We start from the raw sequence: 15,060 nt of genomic DNA on the forward strand, positions 1-15,060 counted from the left end.
AATCTAGGGCCGCCTACGATCGACGGGTGAGCGTGACCCCGATCCGGCTGTTCGGCGACCCCGTGCTGAGCACGCCCGCCGCGCCGGTCGTCGACTTCGATGCCGAGCTGCGGCAGCTCGTCGGCGATCTGACCGAGACGATGTTCGCGGCGGGAGGCGCCGGTCTGGCCGCTCCGCAGATCGGCGTGGGCCTGCGGGTCTTCACCTGGTACGTGGACGGCGAGGTGGGCCATCTGGTCAACCCCGACGTCACGCCGGTGGGCGACGAGGTCGAGGAGGGCCCCGAGGGGTGCCTCTCGATCCCCGGCTACCGCTGGGACTGCCGGCGTCACCTGCACGTCGTCGCCAGCGGCTGGAACATGCACGGCGACCCCGTGCGCGTCGAGGGGGCCGAGCTGCTGGCCCGCGCCATCCAGCACGAGACCGACCATCTCGACGGCGTCCTGTTCGTCGACCGGCTCGACGCAGCGGCCCGGGCCGCTGCGCTCAGCGAGCTCCGGGAGGCCGAGTGGGCGGGCATGGCCCACTACCTGCCCGCGCCGGCTCCCGTCGTGAAGGTGAGCCCCCACTGAGGCTCCTGTTCGCGGGTACCCCGGCGCCCGCCGTCCCCTCGCTCGAGGCACTGCTCGGCTCCGGTCACGAGGTCGTGGCGGTGCTCACCCGGCCCGACGCCCCGGCCGGCCGCGGCCGCAAGGTGTCCCGGTCACCGGTCGCCGAACGCGCCGACGCCGCCGGCATCCCCGTCCTGCAGCCGCGCTCGCCGCGTGAGCCGGAGTTCCTGGCCGAGCTCGCCGGCCTCGCCGTCGACTGCGCGCCGGTGGTGGCCTACGGCGCGCTGGTGCCTCCCGCCGCCCTGGACATCCCGCGTCACGGGTGGGTCAACCTGCACTTCTCGCTGCTCCCGGCCTGGCGCGGCGCGGCGCCCGTGCAGCACGCGATCATGGCCGGCGACGAGCTGACCGGCGCCGCGACGTTCCGGCTCGAGGCGGGCCTCGACACCGGTCCCGTCTTCGGCCTCGTCACCGAGCCGATCGGCCCGCGGGACACCGCCGGCGACCTCCTCGACCGGCTCGCCGTGAGCGGTGCCGGCCTGCTGGTCGCCACGCTGGACGGGATCGAGGCGGGCACCCTGGTCGCCGAGCCGCAGCCGGCCGACGGGGTCAGCCTCGCGCCGCGGATAGAGACCGCCGACGCCCGCGTCGACTGGGCGCTGCCCGCCCACGTGGTCGACCGGCGCGTCCGGGGCGTCACCCCGGCCCCCGGCGCCTGGACGACGTGGCGCGGGGAGCGGCTCCGGCTCGGCCCGGTGGAGCCGGTGCCCGCCGACGAGCTCCACCCCGGTGAGATCCGGTCCTCCGCCGACGGCGTGCTGGTCGGCACCGGACGCGGAGCGGTCCGCCTCGGGCAGGTCCAGCCGGCGGGCAAGCGGATGCTGCCCGCCGCCGACTGGGCCCGCGGCGCACGTCCCGCGGCCGGCGAACGGGTGGGGACATGAACCGCCCGCCCCGGAAGACCTCCAGCGGACCGCGGCCCGGTCAGCGCCGCCACCCCGCCACCCGGCGTCCCGTCCTGGACGGGGCGCGGCTGACCGCCTACGACGTCCTGGACGGCGTCTCCTCGCGCGCCGCCTACGCGAACCTGCTGCTCCCGCAGCTGCTGCGCGAGCGGCACCTCGAGGAGCGCGACGCCGCCTTCGCCACCCAGCTCGCCTACGGCACGCTGCGCGCGCAGGGCACGCTCGACGCGGTGCTCACCGGGCTCGTGTCCCGCCCGCTGGCCGAGCTGGATCCCCGCGTCCTCGACCTGCTGCGCCTGGGCGCCTACCAGCTGATCGACCTCCGGGTGCCGTCGCACGCCGCGGTCGACACGACCGTCAACCTGACCCGCGCCATCATCGGCGCCGGCGCGTCCGGCCTGGTGAACGCCGTGCTGCGGAAGGTCGCGGCGGGCGACCGGGAGCACTGGCTGGACCGGCTGGGTGGGGACGACGCCGAGCGGCTCGCCCTCGCCACCAACCACCCGCGCTGGATCGTCGACGCCTGGCGCGACGCGCTGGGGGGCGACGACGAGCTCGAGCCTGCGCTGCTGGCCGACGACGCGGCGCCCGACGTGCACCTGGTGGCCCGCCGGATCGGCCGCGACGAGCTGGCGGCGGAGTCCGGCGGCGAGCCGGGGCCGTGGTCGCCGTTCGCCGTCCGGCTGCACGGGGGTGATCCCGGCCGGCTGCGCTCCGTGCGCTCCGGTGCGGCCGCGGTCCAGGACGAGGGCAGTCAGCTGGCCGCGCTGCTGCTGGCACGCGCTCCCGTCGACGGGCCGGACGGGGCCTGGCTCGACATGTGCGCGGGGCCGGGCGGCAAGTCCGGGCTGCTGGCCGCCGTCCGCCCCGACGGCGTGCGGTTGACCGCGGCCGACCGGGCGCCGCACCGCGCCGAGCTCGTGCGCTCGGCACTGGCCGGCGAGGACGACGTCGAGGTGCTCGCCGCCGACGGCCTGGCGCCGCCCTGGGCACCCGGCTCCTTCGACCGGGTGCTCCTGGACGCGCCGTGCACCGGCCTGGGAGCACTGCGGCGCCGGCCGGAGGTGCGCTGGCGCCGGACGGCCGAGGACGTCGCGCCGCTCGCGGAGCTGCAGACGGCGCTGCTGGACAGCGCCCTCGCGTCGGTGCGGATCGGGGGAGTGGTCGCCTACGTGACCTGCTCGCCCCATCCCGCGGAGACGGTGGCGATCGTCGACGCTGCAGCTGCGCGCGACGACGTCGAGGTGCTCGCGGTCCCGCCGCTGTTCCCCGACGTCCCGGACATGGCCCGCGGCGACCACGGCCAGCTGTGGCCGCACCGGCACGGCACCGACGCGATGTTCATGGCACTGCTCCGCCGCACGCGCTGACGGCCGCCCGGACCGCGTCGCTCAGAAGAAGCCGGTCCCCAGGGCACTCGCCTGGTCGAGGTATCGGCGGTGGGCCCGCTGGAGGTGCTCGGCGGCGACCGCGCAGAGCCATTCCACGGGCGCGGCCGCGGCGAGCACCGCCGGGGCCGGGCCCTCCGGAAGGCCGGCGTCGCGGTCGAGCAGGCCGCTCGCCGCGGCGAGAGCGGTCACGCAGGCGTCCGCCGGGGTCGCGTCCCGCGGCCAGTCCGCCGTGCTCCGAGCCGCGTCGCGTGCGGCCCGGTCGCGGTTCCGGTCGGTGTACCGGGGGCGCAGGCCGAACGGCCCCGTCCGGCGCACCCAGGACCCGGATGCGACGTTCGCCGCCGCAACGTCGCGCAGTCCGATCCGCCGTTCGACCCGCCACTCGTCGAGGGACCGCCCGGACTCGACGGCCATCGCGGCGAGCAGCCGGTCGGCGGGCCCGAACCCGGTCGGCGCCTCGTCCACCTCGATGCTCTCCGCGGTCGACTGCAGTCGCCCGGCCAGGGCGAGGTCCAGCAGCAGACCCGCGCGGACGGCGTCGGAGAAGAGCAGCCGATCCGTCAGCCGGCCGTCCCGGTCCAGGCACAGCGCGGACACCCGCACCGCCACACCTCCGGACAGGTCCACGTCGGCACCGTAGGCCGGGGGTCGGCGGAGAGGCATCCCGCGGAGGCGCTACCTTGCCGCCCGTGGCCTGGCTTCCCGAGGACTTCGACCACCCCGTCCGCGTCGGGCTGCCCACGGGGCAGCACCTGCGACCGATGGGCGCGGCCGACACCGAGATCGACTTTCCCGCGGTCATGGGCTCGCGCGAGCGGCTCTGGTCGATCTACGGCGACGCCTGGGGCTGGCCGCCGGCCCACATGACCCCCGAGCAGGACCGCGACGACCTCGCCCACCACGAGCGGGAGATCGCGGCGCACGAGAGCTTCCTCTACGGGCTGTTCGAGGACGACGAGGCGGAACTGCTGGGCTGCGTCTACATCGATCCCCCGACCAAGTCCGGTGGCGTCGGGGCCGAGGTCTCCTGGTGGGTCGTGGACCGCCTCGTCGGCAGCGACGTCGAGCGGGCGCTGGACGAGTTCGTGCCCCGATGGCTGGACAGCTGGCCGATTCGCCGGCCCCGCTATGTCGGCCGCGATCTCTCCTGGGCGGAGTGGAACGCGCTTCCCCCGCGCTAGGCATCCGATCAGTGGGCGCGGATGCGCAGGAAATCGGCCCGGACCTGCTCATCGGCGCACGGTCTCGATGCACGGACGTCGCTCTCCGGGCGGCACCTAGACTCGGCGGACGTGTCCCGGGAACCGATGATCGCGCCGAGCCTGCTGTCGGCGGACTTCGCCCGGCTGGCGGAGGACTCCCAGCGGGTCGCTGACGCCGACTGGCTGCACTTCGACGTCATGGACGCGCACTTCGTCCCCAACCTGACCTTCGGGCTGCCGGTCATGAAGGCGGTCCAGGCGGCCAGCCCGGTGCCGCTCGACTGCCACCTGATGATCGAGAACCCGGAGCGCTGGGCGCCCGGCTACGCGGAGGCCGGCGCCCGCAACGTCACGGTGCACGCCGAGGCCTGCACCGACCCGCGTGCCGTCGCCCGCGACCTCCGCGCCGCGGGCTCGCTCGCCGGCCTGGCCCTCAAGCCGGGGACGCCGCTCGAGGACTACCTCGACGTGCTGCCCGACTTCGACACCCTCCTGGTCATGACGGTCGAGCCCGGCTTCGGCGGTCAGGAGTTCATCGCCGAGGTGCTGCCCAAGGTGCGCCGGGCCCGGGATCTGGTCGCCGCCGGCCACCTGACGCTGTTCATCGAGGTGGACGGCGGCATCAACGCCGACACCATCGAGCAGGCCGCCGAGGCCGGTGCCGACGTCTTCGTCGCCGGGTCCGCGGTCTACGGCGCCGACGACCCCGGGAAGGCCATCGCGGCCCTGCGGGCGCAGGCCGCATCGGCCATGCGGGGATGACCGCCACCCCTGCCGAACCGGCCGCCATGATCCGGGCGAGCGAGGCCGGCGCCATGGCCCGGGCCCGCGAGCTCGCCTCCGGCGTCCTCGGCACCACCAGCCCCAACCCTGCCGTCGGCGCCGTCGTGCTGGCCGCCGACGGCACGCCGATCGGCGAGGGGGCCACGGCCCCGCCCGGGGGTCCCCACGCGGAGATCGCCGCGCTCGCCGCGGCGGGGGACCGGGCCCGTGGTGGCACCGTCGTCGTCACCCTGGAGCCGTGCGCGCACACCGGCCGCACGGGGCCGTGCGCGGACGCGCTGATCGCCGCGGGCGTGGCCCGCGTGGTCGTCGCCGTCCCCGAGCCGACCGAGCTCGCCGGCGGGGGAGCGGACCAGCTCCGCGCCGCGGGCATCGACGTCGAGCTCGGCGTGGAGCAGGCCGCGGCCGAGGCGGGCGCCCTCGCGGGCTGGCTGACCGGCGTGCGCGAGCACCGGCCCTTCGTCGTCTGGAAGGTCGCCGCGACCCTCGACGGGCGGGTCGCCGCGGCCGACGGCACCAGCCGCTGGATCACCGGCGAGGAGGCGCGGGCGGCCGTCCACCGCCTGCGCGCCACCTGCGACGCCGTCGTCGTCGGATCGGGGACGGCGCTGACCGACGACCCCCAGCTGACCGTCCGCGGTGCCGACGGACGGACGGCGCCGCGACAGCCGCTGCGCGTGGTCGTCGACCGCCGGGGCCGGCTGCCGGCGACCGCCCGCGTGCTCGACGACGCCGCCCCGACGCACGTGAGCCGGGCCGCGGGCCCCGTGGAGCTGCTGGCCGAGCTGTTCGACCGGGACGTGCGCCGGGTGCTGCTCGAGGGCGGGCCGACGCTGGCCGCGGCCTTCCTGCGGCACGGGCTGGTGGACGAGGCGGTGGTGCATCTCGCGCCCAAACTGCTCGGCGCCGGCCCCTCCCTGGTGGGGAACCTGGGAATCCCCACGATCGCCGGTGCGCTGTCCCTGGCGATCATCGACGTCACCCGCTTGGGCGGGGACGTGGAGGTCCGCCTGCGGCCGAACCGGCACACTGGTGGTCGGCAGTTCGCGGAGGGAAGGAGTTGAGGTGTTCACCGGCATAGTCGAAGAGGTGGGCACCCTCGTCGTCCGCGACGACGCGGCCGACTCCGCGGTCCTCCGGATCCAGGCGCGGCGCGTGCTCGAGGGCGTGGCCCTCGGCGACTCGATCGCCGTGAACGGTGTCTGCCTGACCGTCACCGGCGTGACGCCGGACGGCGTGTGGAGCACCGACGTCATGGCCGAGACCCTGCGCCGCAGCAGCCTAGGCAAGGCCGGTTCCGGCGACTCCGTCAACCTCGAGCGGGCGGTCACCCCGCACACCCGGCTCGGGGGGCACCTGATGCAGGGCCACGTCGACGGTGTCGGCAGCATCCTCACCCGCACGCCGGGCGATGCCTGGGAGGTCGTGCGGATCGGCCTGCCGCCCGAGCTCGCGCGCTACGTCGTCGAGAAGGGGTCCATCGCCGTCGACGGCGTCTCGCTCACCGTCAGCGCCGTCAGCGCCGCGGATCTCCCCGAACCCTGGTTCGAGGTCAGCCTCATCCCGACCACCCTCCGCGAGACCACGCTGGGCGCGCGCACCCCGGGGGACCCCGTCAACCTGGAGGTCGACGTGATCGCCAAGTACGTGGAGCGCCTGCTGGGAGGTCGCTCATGAGTAGTCCGCTGACACGACTCGATGCGATCGAGACGGCCATCGCCGACATCAAGGACGGCCGGCCCGTCGTCGTCATCGACGACGAGGACCGCGAGAACGAGGGCGACCTGATCTTCGCCTCCGAGCTCGCCACCCCCGAGCTCGTGGCGTTCATGGTCCGGTACACCTCGGGCTACATCTGCGTCTCGGTCACCGAGGCCGACGCCGACCGCCTCGACCTGCCGCCCATGTTCCGGGTGAACCAGGACCGGCGGGGCACCGCCTACACGGTCACCGTGGACGCCCGCGAGGGCATCAGCACCGGCATCTCGGCCGTCGACCGCGCGCGCACCATCCAGCTGCTGGCCGACGCGGAGACCACGTCGGCCGACCTCGCCCGGCCCGGCCACATCGTCCCGCTGCGGGCCAAGGACGGCGGCGTACTGCGCCGGCCCGGCCACACCGAGGCCGCCGTCGACCTGGCGGTCCTGGCGGGCCTCCGGCCGTCGGGGACCCTGTGCGAGATCGTCAGCGAGAAGGACCCGACCGGCATGGCCCGCGGCGAGGAACTGCGGGTCTTCGCCGACGAGCACGACCTCTGCATGATCTCGATCGCCGACCTGATCGCCTACCGGAAGCGCTTCGACAAGCTGGTCGAGCGCGAGGCGGAGGCGACCGTGCCGCTGGCGGCGGGCACCTTCACGGCCGTCGGCTACCGCAGCTCCTACGACAACCGGGAGCACGTCGCCTTCGTCTACGGCGACATCGCGGACGGCGAGGACGTGCTGGTCCGCGTGCACTCCGAATGCCTGACCGGCGACGTCTTCGGCTCGCTGCGGTGCGACTGCGGCCCCCAGCTGCAGGCCGCGCTCGCCACCGTGGCGCAGGAGGGGCGCGGCGTGGTGCTCTACATCCGCGGCCACGAGGGCCGGGGCATCGGCCTGCTGCACAAGCTGCAGGCCTACCAGCTGCAGGACCGCGGCGCGGACACGGTGGACGCCAACCTCGACCTCGGCCTGCCGGCGGACGCCCGCGACTACGGCACCGGCGCGCAGATCCTCGTCGACCTCGGCATCCACACCATGCGGCTGCTCACCAACAACCCGGCCAAGCGGGCGGGGCTCGAGGGGTACGGCCTGCGGGTGACGGGGCGCGTGCCGCTGCCCAGCCACGTGACCGCCGAGAACCTCGGGTACCTGCGCACCAAGCGCGACCGGATGGGACACCTGCTGGACATCATCGAGCCGGAGACCGAGTCGGGGCCGGCCGACGCCGCTGCCCTGTCGCCGAACGTCCGGCTCGGCGTCGACGAGCAGCCGTCGTGAGCGAGCGTGCGAGCTCAGCGATGCGCGGAGCAGCGTCGCGGATGCGGCCGGCGAGCGCCGGCGAGGAGGCGGAATGAGCGGCAGCGGAGCACCGGAGGTGCAGCCGGTCGACGCGGCCGGGCTGACGCTCGGCATCGTGGCCACCACCTGGCACGCGGAGCTCACCGACATGCTGCTGGCCCGGGCGATCGAGGCGGCGCACGCCAGTGGCGTGCCCGAGCCGACGGTGGTCCGCGCGCCCGGCGCTGTGGAGCTGCCGGTGGTGGCGCAGGCCCTCGCCGAGCGGCACGACGCCGTCGTCGCGCTGGGCGTGGTCATCCGCGGGGGGACGCCGCACTTCACCTACGTCTGCGACGCGGTCACCGCCGGGCTGACGCGCGTGGCGCTGGACGCCGGGAAGCCGGTCGGCAACGGCGTCCTCACCTGTGACAGCGAGGAACAGGCCCGCGACCGCGCCGGCCTGCCCGGCTCGGCCGAGGACAAGGGCTGGGAGGCGGCCGTCGCCGCGCTGGCCACGGCCCTGACCCTGCGCGAGCTGCGCACCCCGCAGCGGACCACCGGGTTCGCCGCGTCGCCGGCCCGGGGGATCCGCTCGTGAAGACGTTCGACTCGCTGTTCGCCGAGCTCGCGGGGAAGGTTGCCGCGGACGACCCCACCTCGGGCACCGTGCGCGCCGTCGTCGACGGGGTGCACGCCGCCGGCAAGAAGGTGGTCGAGGAGGCCGCCGAGGCGTGGATGGCCGCCGAGCACGAGGGCCCCGAGCGGACGGCGGAGGAGATCAGCCAGCTCCTCTATCGGGTGCAGGTCCTCATGCTCGCCCGCGGCCTGACGCTGAACGACGTCTACGCTCACCTGTGATCTTGTTGTCCGCCCGAGGGAGTTCCTGACCGTGCTGCGCGTCGCCGTGCCCAACAAGGGCGTCCTGAGCGAGCCGGCGGCGGAGATGCTCGCCGAGAGCGGCTACCGCCAGCGCCGGAGCACCAAGGACCTCGCCGTCTACGACCCGGACAGCGACACCGAGTTCTTCTACCTACGCCCGCGTGACATCGCCGTCTACGTCGCCTCGGGCACCCTCGACGTCGGCATCACCGGCCGCGACATGCTGCTCGAGACCGCGCCGGACGACGGCGAGGGGCCGGCCGCGGTGGAGGTCATGCCGCTGGGCTTCGGCCGCTCCTCCTTCCGCTTCGCCGCTCCGGTCGAGTCCGGCATCGGGGGGGTCGAGCAGCTGGCGGGCAAGCGGATCGCCACCGCCTACCCGGTGCTGCTCCAGCGGTACCTGGCCGACTCCGGGATCAAGGCGAGCGTGGTCAAACTGGACGGCGCCGTCGAGACCGCCTGCCGGCTCGGGGTCGCCGACGCCGTCTGCGACGTGGTCGAGACCGGGACGACGCTGCGTGCCGCCGGGCTGGAGATCATCGGCGAGCCGGTGCTCACCAGCGAGGCGATCCTGGTCCGCCGGGAGGGCGCCGAGGAGATCCCGGCGGTCGCCCAGCTGCGGCGCCGGATCCGCGGCGTGCTCGTCGCCCGCCAGTACGTGATGCTCGACTACGACTGCCCGAACGAGCTGCTCGACCGGGCCACGGCCGTCACCCCCGGACTGGAGGGCCCGACGGTCAGCCCCCTCCAGACGCCGGGCTGGTCGGCGGTGCGGGCGATGGTGACGCAGGCCGAGACCAACCGCGTCATGGACGAGCTCTGGGAGCTCGGGGCCCGCGCGATCCTCGTGACGAGCATCCACGCCTGCCGCATCTGACCCAGGCGTAGCCACTTTCCCTCGGGCGGCAACCTTCCGGGCCTGCCCGGCGTCTCCAGTACGTGCGCATCCTCCTGGCCCTGGTCGCCCTGCTCACCCTGCTCACCGCCTGCGCGTCCCCGTCCGGGGACGCCGGGGGTGCCGGCGACCGGCCCGCGACCTCCGGCTCCGACGATCCGGCGGCGGGCGGCGGCATCGAGCAGGCGGACAACGACCTGCAGGTCGAGTTCGACCCCGGTGACGGCACGGAACCGGAGACCTGGACGCTCACCTGCGTCGGTTTCGTCGAGGGCAGCCACCCCGACGCAGAGGCCGCCTGCGCGCACCTGAAGGCGACGGCCGAGCCGTTCGCCCCGCTGCCCGCTGACGTCGTCTGCACCGAGCAGTACGGCGGCGCGCAGACGGCACGCGTGCTCGGCCGGTGGAACGGCGAGCCGGTGGACCTCGAGCTCTCGCGGACGGACGGCTGCCGGATCTCCCAGTGGGACGCTCTGGGACCGCTGCTCCCCGGACCGGTCGGCTGACCGGTCCGGGTCGCGAGCGTCAGCGGACCCGGGTGGTCCGCTCGACCAGGTCGATCGCGGTGCTCAGGCCGAGGGCCATCGCCCGGCCGCTCGTGGATCCGGTGGCCAGCAGCGCGGCCACGGCCGGCATGAGCGGGCGCTCGCCGACGAGGGCGTGGAGCACCGCCGCGAACTCACCGCTGACCCGCCCGCAGGCGGCGTGCCGCAGCAGCGCCCGCGACAGTTCCGTCGTGCGGCCGGCGGCCAGGGCGTAGACGCCGGCGGCGAACCGGTCCGCGGACGGGTGGCCGAGGAGCACCAGCCCCGCGATGGTGCCGGCCATGACGTCGTCCCCGGCGGGGGTCAGGCCGGGGCCGAGCCCGATCAGGCGGGTCGCCGTCCGCAGCGCGGCGTCCAGGTCGGCCCGGCGCACCGCGCCGCGCAGCGCGGCGAGCGGGCCGCCGGGGCCGGCGGGCAGTCCGGGCAGCGTGAAGGCGCTGTGCGGCACACCCTCGCCGTACAGGGCGTTGCGGAGCTGTCGAACGCCTTCGGGCAGCAGCGCCGGGCGCAGGCTCGGCAGCTTGGGCCGGGGGTTCCACCAGGCCGCCGCGCTCACCGCCAGGTCGCCGACGACGATGCGACCGCCGCCGACCTCGGCCGGGGCGCCGCTGGGCAGGGCGACCAGCGGGCGGCCGTTGCTGGGCCGGAAGAGCACGCAGGCCAGCGGCAGACGGGCGGCGTCACTGGTCAGCACGCCGACCACGTCGCCACCGCGCTCGCCCGGCACGTGCAGGTAGACGGCGGCGGGGAAGCTCAGGAGCACCCGTGCCGGCCGGACGGGCCCGCGCAGCAGCTCGGCCACGCCGGTGCTGGCCTGGGCCGGGACGGCGGTCGCCGCCCGTGCCGGGCGGGCCGTGCGGGCCGTCGCCTGGGCGGACTCGCGGGGGAGGGGGATCGTGGGGAAGCCCGCCTGTGCAGCGCGACCGTGGCGCGGCGCCTCCGTCGGCGAGCGGTGGACGTGGCCCGAGGTCTGGTCGACGGTGCGCATGACGGCCCTTCACTGGGAGGGACGACGGGAGTGCCTGCCATGGCCCCCCCGCCCGGACCCGCCCCACGTCCGCTCGGTCGGAGGGAGGGGCGGTCACCGGGATCCGGCGAAGGCCTACCATCCAGCTGAACGGGGTGGACCGGGGTTCGAACTTATTCGGCGCGTCGCATGCCCTCTTATGGCGGATGTCGCCAAGAATGAACCCCGGCGTCCGGGGACACCTGACAGGCAGCTGCGGTGTGGCAATCTGGGCGACAACTGGAAGGGGACACGTGGTGACCCAGGGTGATGCCGCGTTCGCGGCGTCAACGCACCGTAACGGCTCTCTGACGTTCCGGAGGAATTGGGCGGTCGCCGAGTCGCGCGCCGAGCAGCCGCGGGACGAGCGGTCGAGCTGGCAGGAGCGGATGGGGCTCACCGTCGAGGAGGCCCTCCAGCTCCCGTCGCTGGCCGGCACGTCGATCGCCGCCGGCGCCTCCGGGCTCGGCCGCGTGGTGCGGCACATGGTCGTCGACGACCCCTCCGATCCGCTCGCCGGTGCCGGTGCCGACGTCCTCGTCGTCCTGGGCGCCCGGTTGCCCCCGGCCGACGCCGCCAACTGCCGGGCGCTGGTCGAGCGGCTGGACTCGATGGGCACCTCCGCCCTGGCCTATCGGCGGAGCGAGGGTCCGGCCCCCGTGCCCGGAGAGATCCTGGCGGAGGCCGACCGGCGCGGTCTGCCCGTGCTGGCCCTCCCGGCCGGCGTGCGCCTGGACGAGGTGCTGTCCGAGGTGCTCGGCACGGTGGTGACCAAGCAGAGCCAGGCGCTGGCGCTCTCCTCCCGCATGGACGACGAGTTCATCGGGGTGGCGCTGCGCGGCGGCGGGCTGGCCGAGGTCGCCCACCGCCTCGCCGTGATGCTCGAGGGCGTCGCCGTCCTCGGCCTCGGACCCGACCGGGACGTCGTCACCTCCGCCGGCCCGCCCGAGGAGGTCGAGGAGATCAGCGACTGGCTGTGGCTGCTGGACGCCGCGGCCGACGACGCGCTCGCCGAGCTGACCCCCTCCCGCCGGGTGTCCGGCGTGCGCGCCGACCAGACCGTGGTGACGCCGGCGAACGTGCTGGCCGACGCCGACCTGTCGCCGGCCGACGGCATCCTGCTCGTCCCCGGTCACCACGAGCTCCCCGGCGGCGTGGGCGAGTACGCCGTCGCCCCGATCATGGCCGGCGAGCAGCGGCACGGCTGGCTCGTCGCGGTGCACCGGACCGGCGCGATGATGCTCGGCGCCGGTGGCGTGCTGGAGCGCGCCGCGGTCATCGCCGCCCTGTCGGTGATCCGGCTGCAGGCCGTCCACTCGGTCGAGCTGCGCTTCCAGGGCGACCTGGTGCGGCGGCTGGTGGGCGGCTCGGTCGGCCACACGGAGCGGACCCTGGCGTACACGCGGTCCTTCGGCTGGCGGCTGGACGGCCCGGTGGCGGTGCTGGTCACCGCCACGGAGACCGTCGCCGACGCCGCGGCGGACCCCACCAAGGCCCTCGACGTGCTCGACCGCCTCGCCGACGGCTGGCGGGCGGCTCTGGAACCGGAGGTGGCGGGCGCCGCGGTCGCCGGGCTCGCCACCGAGATCGTGACCCTCCTGCCGCTGGACGGACGGACGCCGGAGGAGGTCTCCGCCCTCGTCGCCGCCGTCACCTCGCGGGTGAACGGCCGGCTGCGGCGGGTCGGCCGGCTGCTCGGCACCGGTATCGGCCGGACGGCGGAGTCGCTGTCCGCGCTGGCGGAGGCCCACCGCCAGGCGCAGCGCGCGCTCGGCGTCGGGCAGGAGATCCACGGCGTCTCGTCGGTCACGCACTTCGACCAGCTCGGCGTCTTCCGCCTGCTGTCGCTGATCCCGGACAGCACGGAGCTCCGCACGTACGTGGACGAGGTGCTCGGCACGCTGGCCGACGCCGCGGACCCGGACTCGGCGGACCTGCGGGAGACGCTCCGCGTCCTGCTGGAGACGAACCTCAACGTCGCCGAGTCGGCCCGCCGCCTGCACTTCCACTACAACACGATGCGGTACCGGATCGGCAAGCTGGAGCGGATGCTCGGCCCGTTCACGACCGATCCCACTCTCCGGCTGAATCTCCTGCTGGCCCTGCACGCGGCACGCATGCGGGGCCTGGACCAGCCGCACCGGCCGCCGGTGGAGGCGGGTCTGGCCCTGCAGGCGGACGAGGGTCTGGACTCGCTGGTCTGAGCGCCGCTGCCGTGCACCCGCTCGTCACCGCGCTCGTCGGGCGGATGGAGGGGCTGCTGGCCGGCCTGGAGGCCGCCCGCGACCCGGCCCGGTTCTTCCTGGGCACCTACCTCCGGACGACGCGGGCGGTCGGGGCGGCCCTCGGTCGCGGGGTCTTCGAGGACCCCGACTGGGTCGCGGGATGGGACGTCGACTTCGCCGGGCTGTACCTCGACGCGCTGGAGGCCCACCGCCGGGACGCCGGCTCGGTCGCCGGGCCGTGGCGGCTGGCCTTCGGCGCCGACCCCGGCCTGCGACCCGAGGCCCACGTGCTGCTCGGCATGAACGCGCACATCAACTTCGACCTGCCGCAGTCGCTGGTCCGCATGATCCCGCCCACGGATTTCACCTCCCCTTCGGTGCTCGACCGGCGCCGCCGTGACCACGAGCGCATCGACGAGGTGCTCGCCTCGCGGGTCGCCGAGGAGGACGTGGCGCTGGAGCGCGCCGGCGGGCGGCGCACGACGCTGGACCGCGCGCTGGCCCCGGCCAACCGCCAGGCGAGCCGGCTGTTCCTGCGGGAGTCCCGCCGCAAGGTGTGGGTCAACACGGGCGCGCTGCACGCCGCCCGGCTGCGCGGGCCGGCTGCCTATGCCGAGCGGCTCGCTGACCTCGAGGAGGCCAGCGCCGCCCGCGTGCGTGACCTGCTGCGCCCCGGGCCGGTGCTGCTCCGGCTGGCCGTCTACGGCTTCGGCGTCACACTGCCCGCGAGCTGACTCGGTCCCGGGGCGCGCACCGCGGCGCGGCGGGGCAGGGTGGAGGCCGTGCCGCACCGTGCGGCCCCGAAGGAGGTCCGTGTGTCCGAGGTTGCCCGTCCCCTCGCAGGCAAGGTCGCCCTGGTGACCGGAGCATCGTCGGGCATCGGCGAGGCCACCGCCGTCGCCCTGGCCGAGGCCGGAGCCGCCGTCGCGATCGGCGCGCGCCGCAAGGACCGGTTGGACGCGCTGGCGTCCCGGCTGCGGGACGGCGGCTCGACGGTGCTGCAGCTCGACCTCGACGTCACCGACGAGCAGGCCTGCGCCGACGCCGTCCGCACGACGCGGGAGGAGCTCGGCGGCCTCGACGTCCTGGTCAACAACGCCGGCGTGATGCTGCTGGGCACCATCGTCGGCGCCGACCCCGAGGACTGGCGCCGGATGCTGGGCACGAACGTCCTCGGCCTGATGTACATGACCCACGCCGCGATCGAGGGCATGGTCGAGCAGGGCTCCGGCGACATCGTGAACATGTCCAGCGTCGCCGGGCGCACCGCCCGCAAGGGGGCCGGCGTCTACAACGCCAGCAAGTGGGCGGTGAACGCGTTCAGCGAGTCCCTGCGCCAGGAGGTGACCGGCCAGGGGGTCCGGATCTCGCTGGTCGAGCCCGGGGCGGTGGCGACGGAGCTGCGGGACCACATCACCCAGCCGGAGGCGAAGGCGGCCGCCGAGCAGATGTACACGAGCATGCGGTCGCTGCAGTCCGAGGACATCGCCCGGGCCGTGGTCTACGTGGTCAGCCAGCCCCCGCACGTGGCGGTCAACGAGGTGCTGGTCCGGCCGACCGACCAGGAGCGCTGACTACTCCCGCTCGACGCCCCCGTCTGCTAGGGCTCCGCAGGTGATTCCTGCGCCGGCTGCAGA

17 protein-coding genes are annotated in these 15,060 nt (G+C 75.2%); 15 read left to right on the top strand and 2 right to left on the bottom strand.

Annotated elements, in window-relative coordinates; translation table 11 throughout:
• The first annotated feature begins 26 nt into the window (after positions 1-26).
• Genes def through E4P39_RS10735 form a run of 3 tightly spaced genes read left to right on the top strand, consistent with a single transcriptional unit; the run spans position 27 to position 2,886 of the window.
• A complete protein-coding gene (def, locus tag E4P39_RS10725; RefSeq protein ID WP_135136503.1) occupies positions 27-572 on the top strand; it encodes a peptide deformylase in 546 nt (181 codons plus the stop codon).
• The gene (gene fmt / locus E4P39_RS10730; protein WP_245159763.1) at positions 509-1,495 is read left to right on the top strand and encodes a methionyl-tRNA formyltransferase; all 987 of its coding nucleotides are present in this window, start codon (positions 509-511) and stop codon (positions 1,493-1,495) included. Before def ends, fmt begins: the two co-directional genes overlap by 64 nt.
• Positions 1,492-2,886, top strand: a complete 1,395-nt coding sequence (locus E4P39_RS10735) for a transcription antitermination factor NusB (RefSeq protein ID WP_135136504.1) — start codon at positions 1,492-1,494, stop codon at positions 2,884-2,886. The genes fmt and E4P39_RS10735 overlap by 4 nt, the downstream gene beginning before the upstream one ends.
• Positions 2,887-2,907: 21 nt before the next feature.
• Here E4P39_RS10735 and E4P39_RS10740 read toward each other — a convergent pair whose 3' ends face one another.
• Positions 2,908-3,534, bottom strand: a complete 627-nt coding sequence (locus E4P39_RS10740; RefSeq protein ID WP_167761752.1) for a GPP34 family phosphoprotein — start codon at positions 3,532-3,534, stop codon at positions 2,908-2,910.
• Between the two features lie 62 nt (positions 3,535-3,596).
• On the opposite strand from E4P39_RS10740, the gene E4P39_RS10745 reads away from it, so the two are divergent.
• The 9 genes from E4P39_RS10745 to E4P39_RS10785 all read left to right on the top strand — a co-directional run bounded on the left by E4P39_RS10745 (position 3,597) and on the right by E4P39_RS10785 (position 10,153).
• Positions 3,597-4,088, top strand: a complete 492-nt coding sequence (locus tag E4P39_RS10745) for an N-acetyltransferase (protein ID WP_135136506.1) — start codon at positions 3,597-3,599, stop codon at positions 4,086-4,088.
• A 111-nt stretch (positions 4,089-4,199) separates the two neighbouring features.
• A complete protein-coding gene (gene rpe, locus E4P39_RS10750; protein WP_245159764.1) occupies positions 4,200-4,871 on the top strand; it encodes a ribulose-phosphate 3-epimerase in 672 nt (223 codons plus the stop codon).
• Positions 4,868-5,956, top strand: a complete 1,089-nt coding sequence (gene ribD / locus E4P39_RS10755) for a bifunctional diaminohydroxyphosphoribosylaminopyrimidine deaminase/5-amino-6-(5-phosphoribosylamino)uracil reductase RibD (RefSeq protein ID WP_209306475.1) — start codon at positions 4,868-4,870, stop codon at positions 5,954-5,956. Before rpe ends, ribD begins: the two co-directional genes overlap by 4 nt.
• A gap of 1 nt (position 5,957) precedes the next feature.
• Positions 5,958-6,569 carry a riboflavin synthase gene (locus tag E4P39_RS10760; protein ID WP_135136507.1) on the top strand — a complete coding sequence of 204 codons (612 nt, stop codon included), beginning with the start codon at positions 5,958-5,960 and terminating at the stop codon, positions 6,567-6,569.
• A complete protein-coding gene (locus tag E4P39_RS10765) occupies positions 6,566-7,873 on the top strand; it encodes a bifunctional 3,4-dihydroxy-2-butanone-4-phosphate synthase/GTP cyclohydrolase II (RefSeq protein ID WP_135136508.1) in 1,308 nt (435 codons plus the stop codon). Before E4P39_RS10760 ends, E4P39_RS10765 begins: the two co-directional genes overlap by 4 nt.
• A gap of 73 nt (positions 7,874-7,946) precedes the next feature.
• Positions 7,947-8,471, top strand: coding sequence for a 6,7-dimethyl-8-ribityllumazine synthase (ribH, locus tag E4P39_RS10770; protein WP_135136509.1), 525 nt, complete (start codon positions 7,947-7,949; stop codon positions 8,469-8,471).
• Positions 8,468-8,731: a phosphoribosyl-ATP diphosphatase gene (locus tag E4P39_RS10775; RefSeq protein ID WP_135136510.1), complete on the top strand. Its 264-nt coding sequence runs from the start codon at positions 8,468-8,470 to the stop codon at positions 8,729-8,731. The genes ribH and E4P39_RS10775 overlap by 4 nt, the downstream gene beginning before the upstream one ends.
• A gap of 31 nt (positions 8,732-8,762) precedes the next feature.
• Complete coding sequence (gene hisG, locus E4P39_RS10780; protein ID WP_135136511.1) at positions 8,763-9,629, top strand: ATP phosphoribosyltransferase; 867 nt, start codon at positions 8,763-8,765, stop codon at positions 9,627-9,629.
• A 62-nt stretch (positions 9,630-9,691) separates the two neighbouring features.
• Positions 9,692-10,153: an SSI family serine proteinase inhibitor gene (locus tag E4P39_RS10785; protein WP_135136512.1), complete on the top strand. Its 462-nt coding sequence runs from the start codon at positions 9,692-9,694 to the stop codon at positions 10,151-10,153.
• A gap of 19 nt (positions 10,154-10,172) precedes the next feature.
• Here E4P39_RS10785 and E4P39_RS10790 read toward each other — a convergent pair whose 3' ends face one another.
• Positions 10,173-11,180, bottom strand: a complete 1,008-nt coding sequence (locus tag E4P39_RS10790; protein ID WP_135136513.1) for a DUF2877 domain-containing protein — start codon at positions 11,178-11,180, stop codon at positions 10,173-10,175.
• A 407-nt stretch (positions 11,181-11,587) separates the two neighbouring features.
• Between E4P39_RS10790 and E4P39_RS10795 the strand changes: the two genes are divergently transcribed.
• The 3 genes from E4P39_RS10795 to E4P39_RS10805 all read left to right on the top strand — a co-directional run bounded on the left by E4P39_RS10795 (position 11,588) and on the right by E4P39_RS10805 (position 14,997).
• Positions 11,588-13,402: a PucR family transcriptional regulator gene (locus E4P39_RS10795; RefSeq protein WP_135136514.1), complete on the top strand. Its 1,815-nt coding sequence runs from the start codon at positions 11,588-11,590 to the stop codon at positions 13,400-13,402.
• A gap of 11 nt (positions 13,403-13,413) precedes the next feature.
• The gene (locus E4P39_RS10800; RefSeq protein ID WP_135136515.1) at positions 13,414-14,157 is read left to right on the top strand and encodes a DUF5995 family protein; all 744 of its coding nucleotides are present in this window, start codon (positions 13,414-13,416) and stop codon (positions 14,155-14,157) included.
• Between the two features lie 81 nt (positions 14,158-14,238).
• Positions 14,239-14,997 (top strand): SDR family NAD(P)-dependent oxidoreductase, encoded by a 759-nt coding sequence (locus E4P39_RS10805; protein WP_135136516.1) that lies wholly within the window; start codon positions 14,239-14,241, stop codon positions 14,995-14,997.
• Positions 14,998-15,060: the final 63 nt, after the last annotated feature.

It is taken from the genome of Blastococcus sp. CT_GayMR19 (assembly GCF_004570385.1).
GTDB lineage: Bacteria > Actinomycetota > Actinomycetes > Mycobacteriales > Geodermatophilaceae > Blastococcus_B.

Excerpts from the sequence above, each read along its gene's own strand:
- E4P39_RS10765 (WP_135136508.1), top strand. The coding sequence starts at position 6,566 with ATGAGTAGTCCGCTGACACGACTCGATGCGATCGAGACGGCCATCGCC.
- E4P39_RS10735 (WP_135136504.1), top strand. The coding sequence starts at position 1,492 with ATGAACCGCCCGCCCCGGAAGACCTCCAGCGGACCGCGGCCCGGTCAG.
- E4P39_RS10790 (WP_135136513.1), bottom strand. The coding sequence starts at position 11,180 with ATGCGCACCGTCGACCAGACCTCGGGCCACGTCCACCGCTCGCCGACG.
- E4P39_RS10795 (WP_135136514.1), top strand. The coding sequence starts at position 11,588 with ATGGGGCTCACCGTCGAGGAGGCCCTCCAGCTCCCGTCGCTGGCCGGC.
- ribH (WP_135136509.1), top strand. The coding sequence starts at position 7,947 with ATGAGCGGCAGCGGAGCACCGGAGGTGCAGCCGGTCGACGCGGCCGGG.
- ribD (WP_209306475.1), top strand. The coding sequence starts at position 4,868 with ATGACCGCCACCCCTGCCGAACCGGCCGCCATGATCCGGGCGAGCGAG.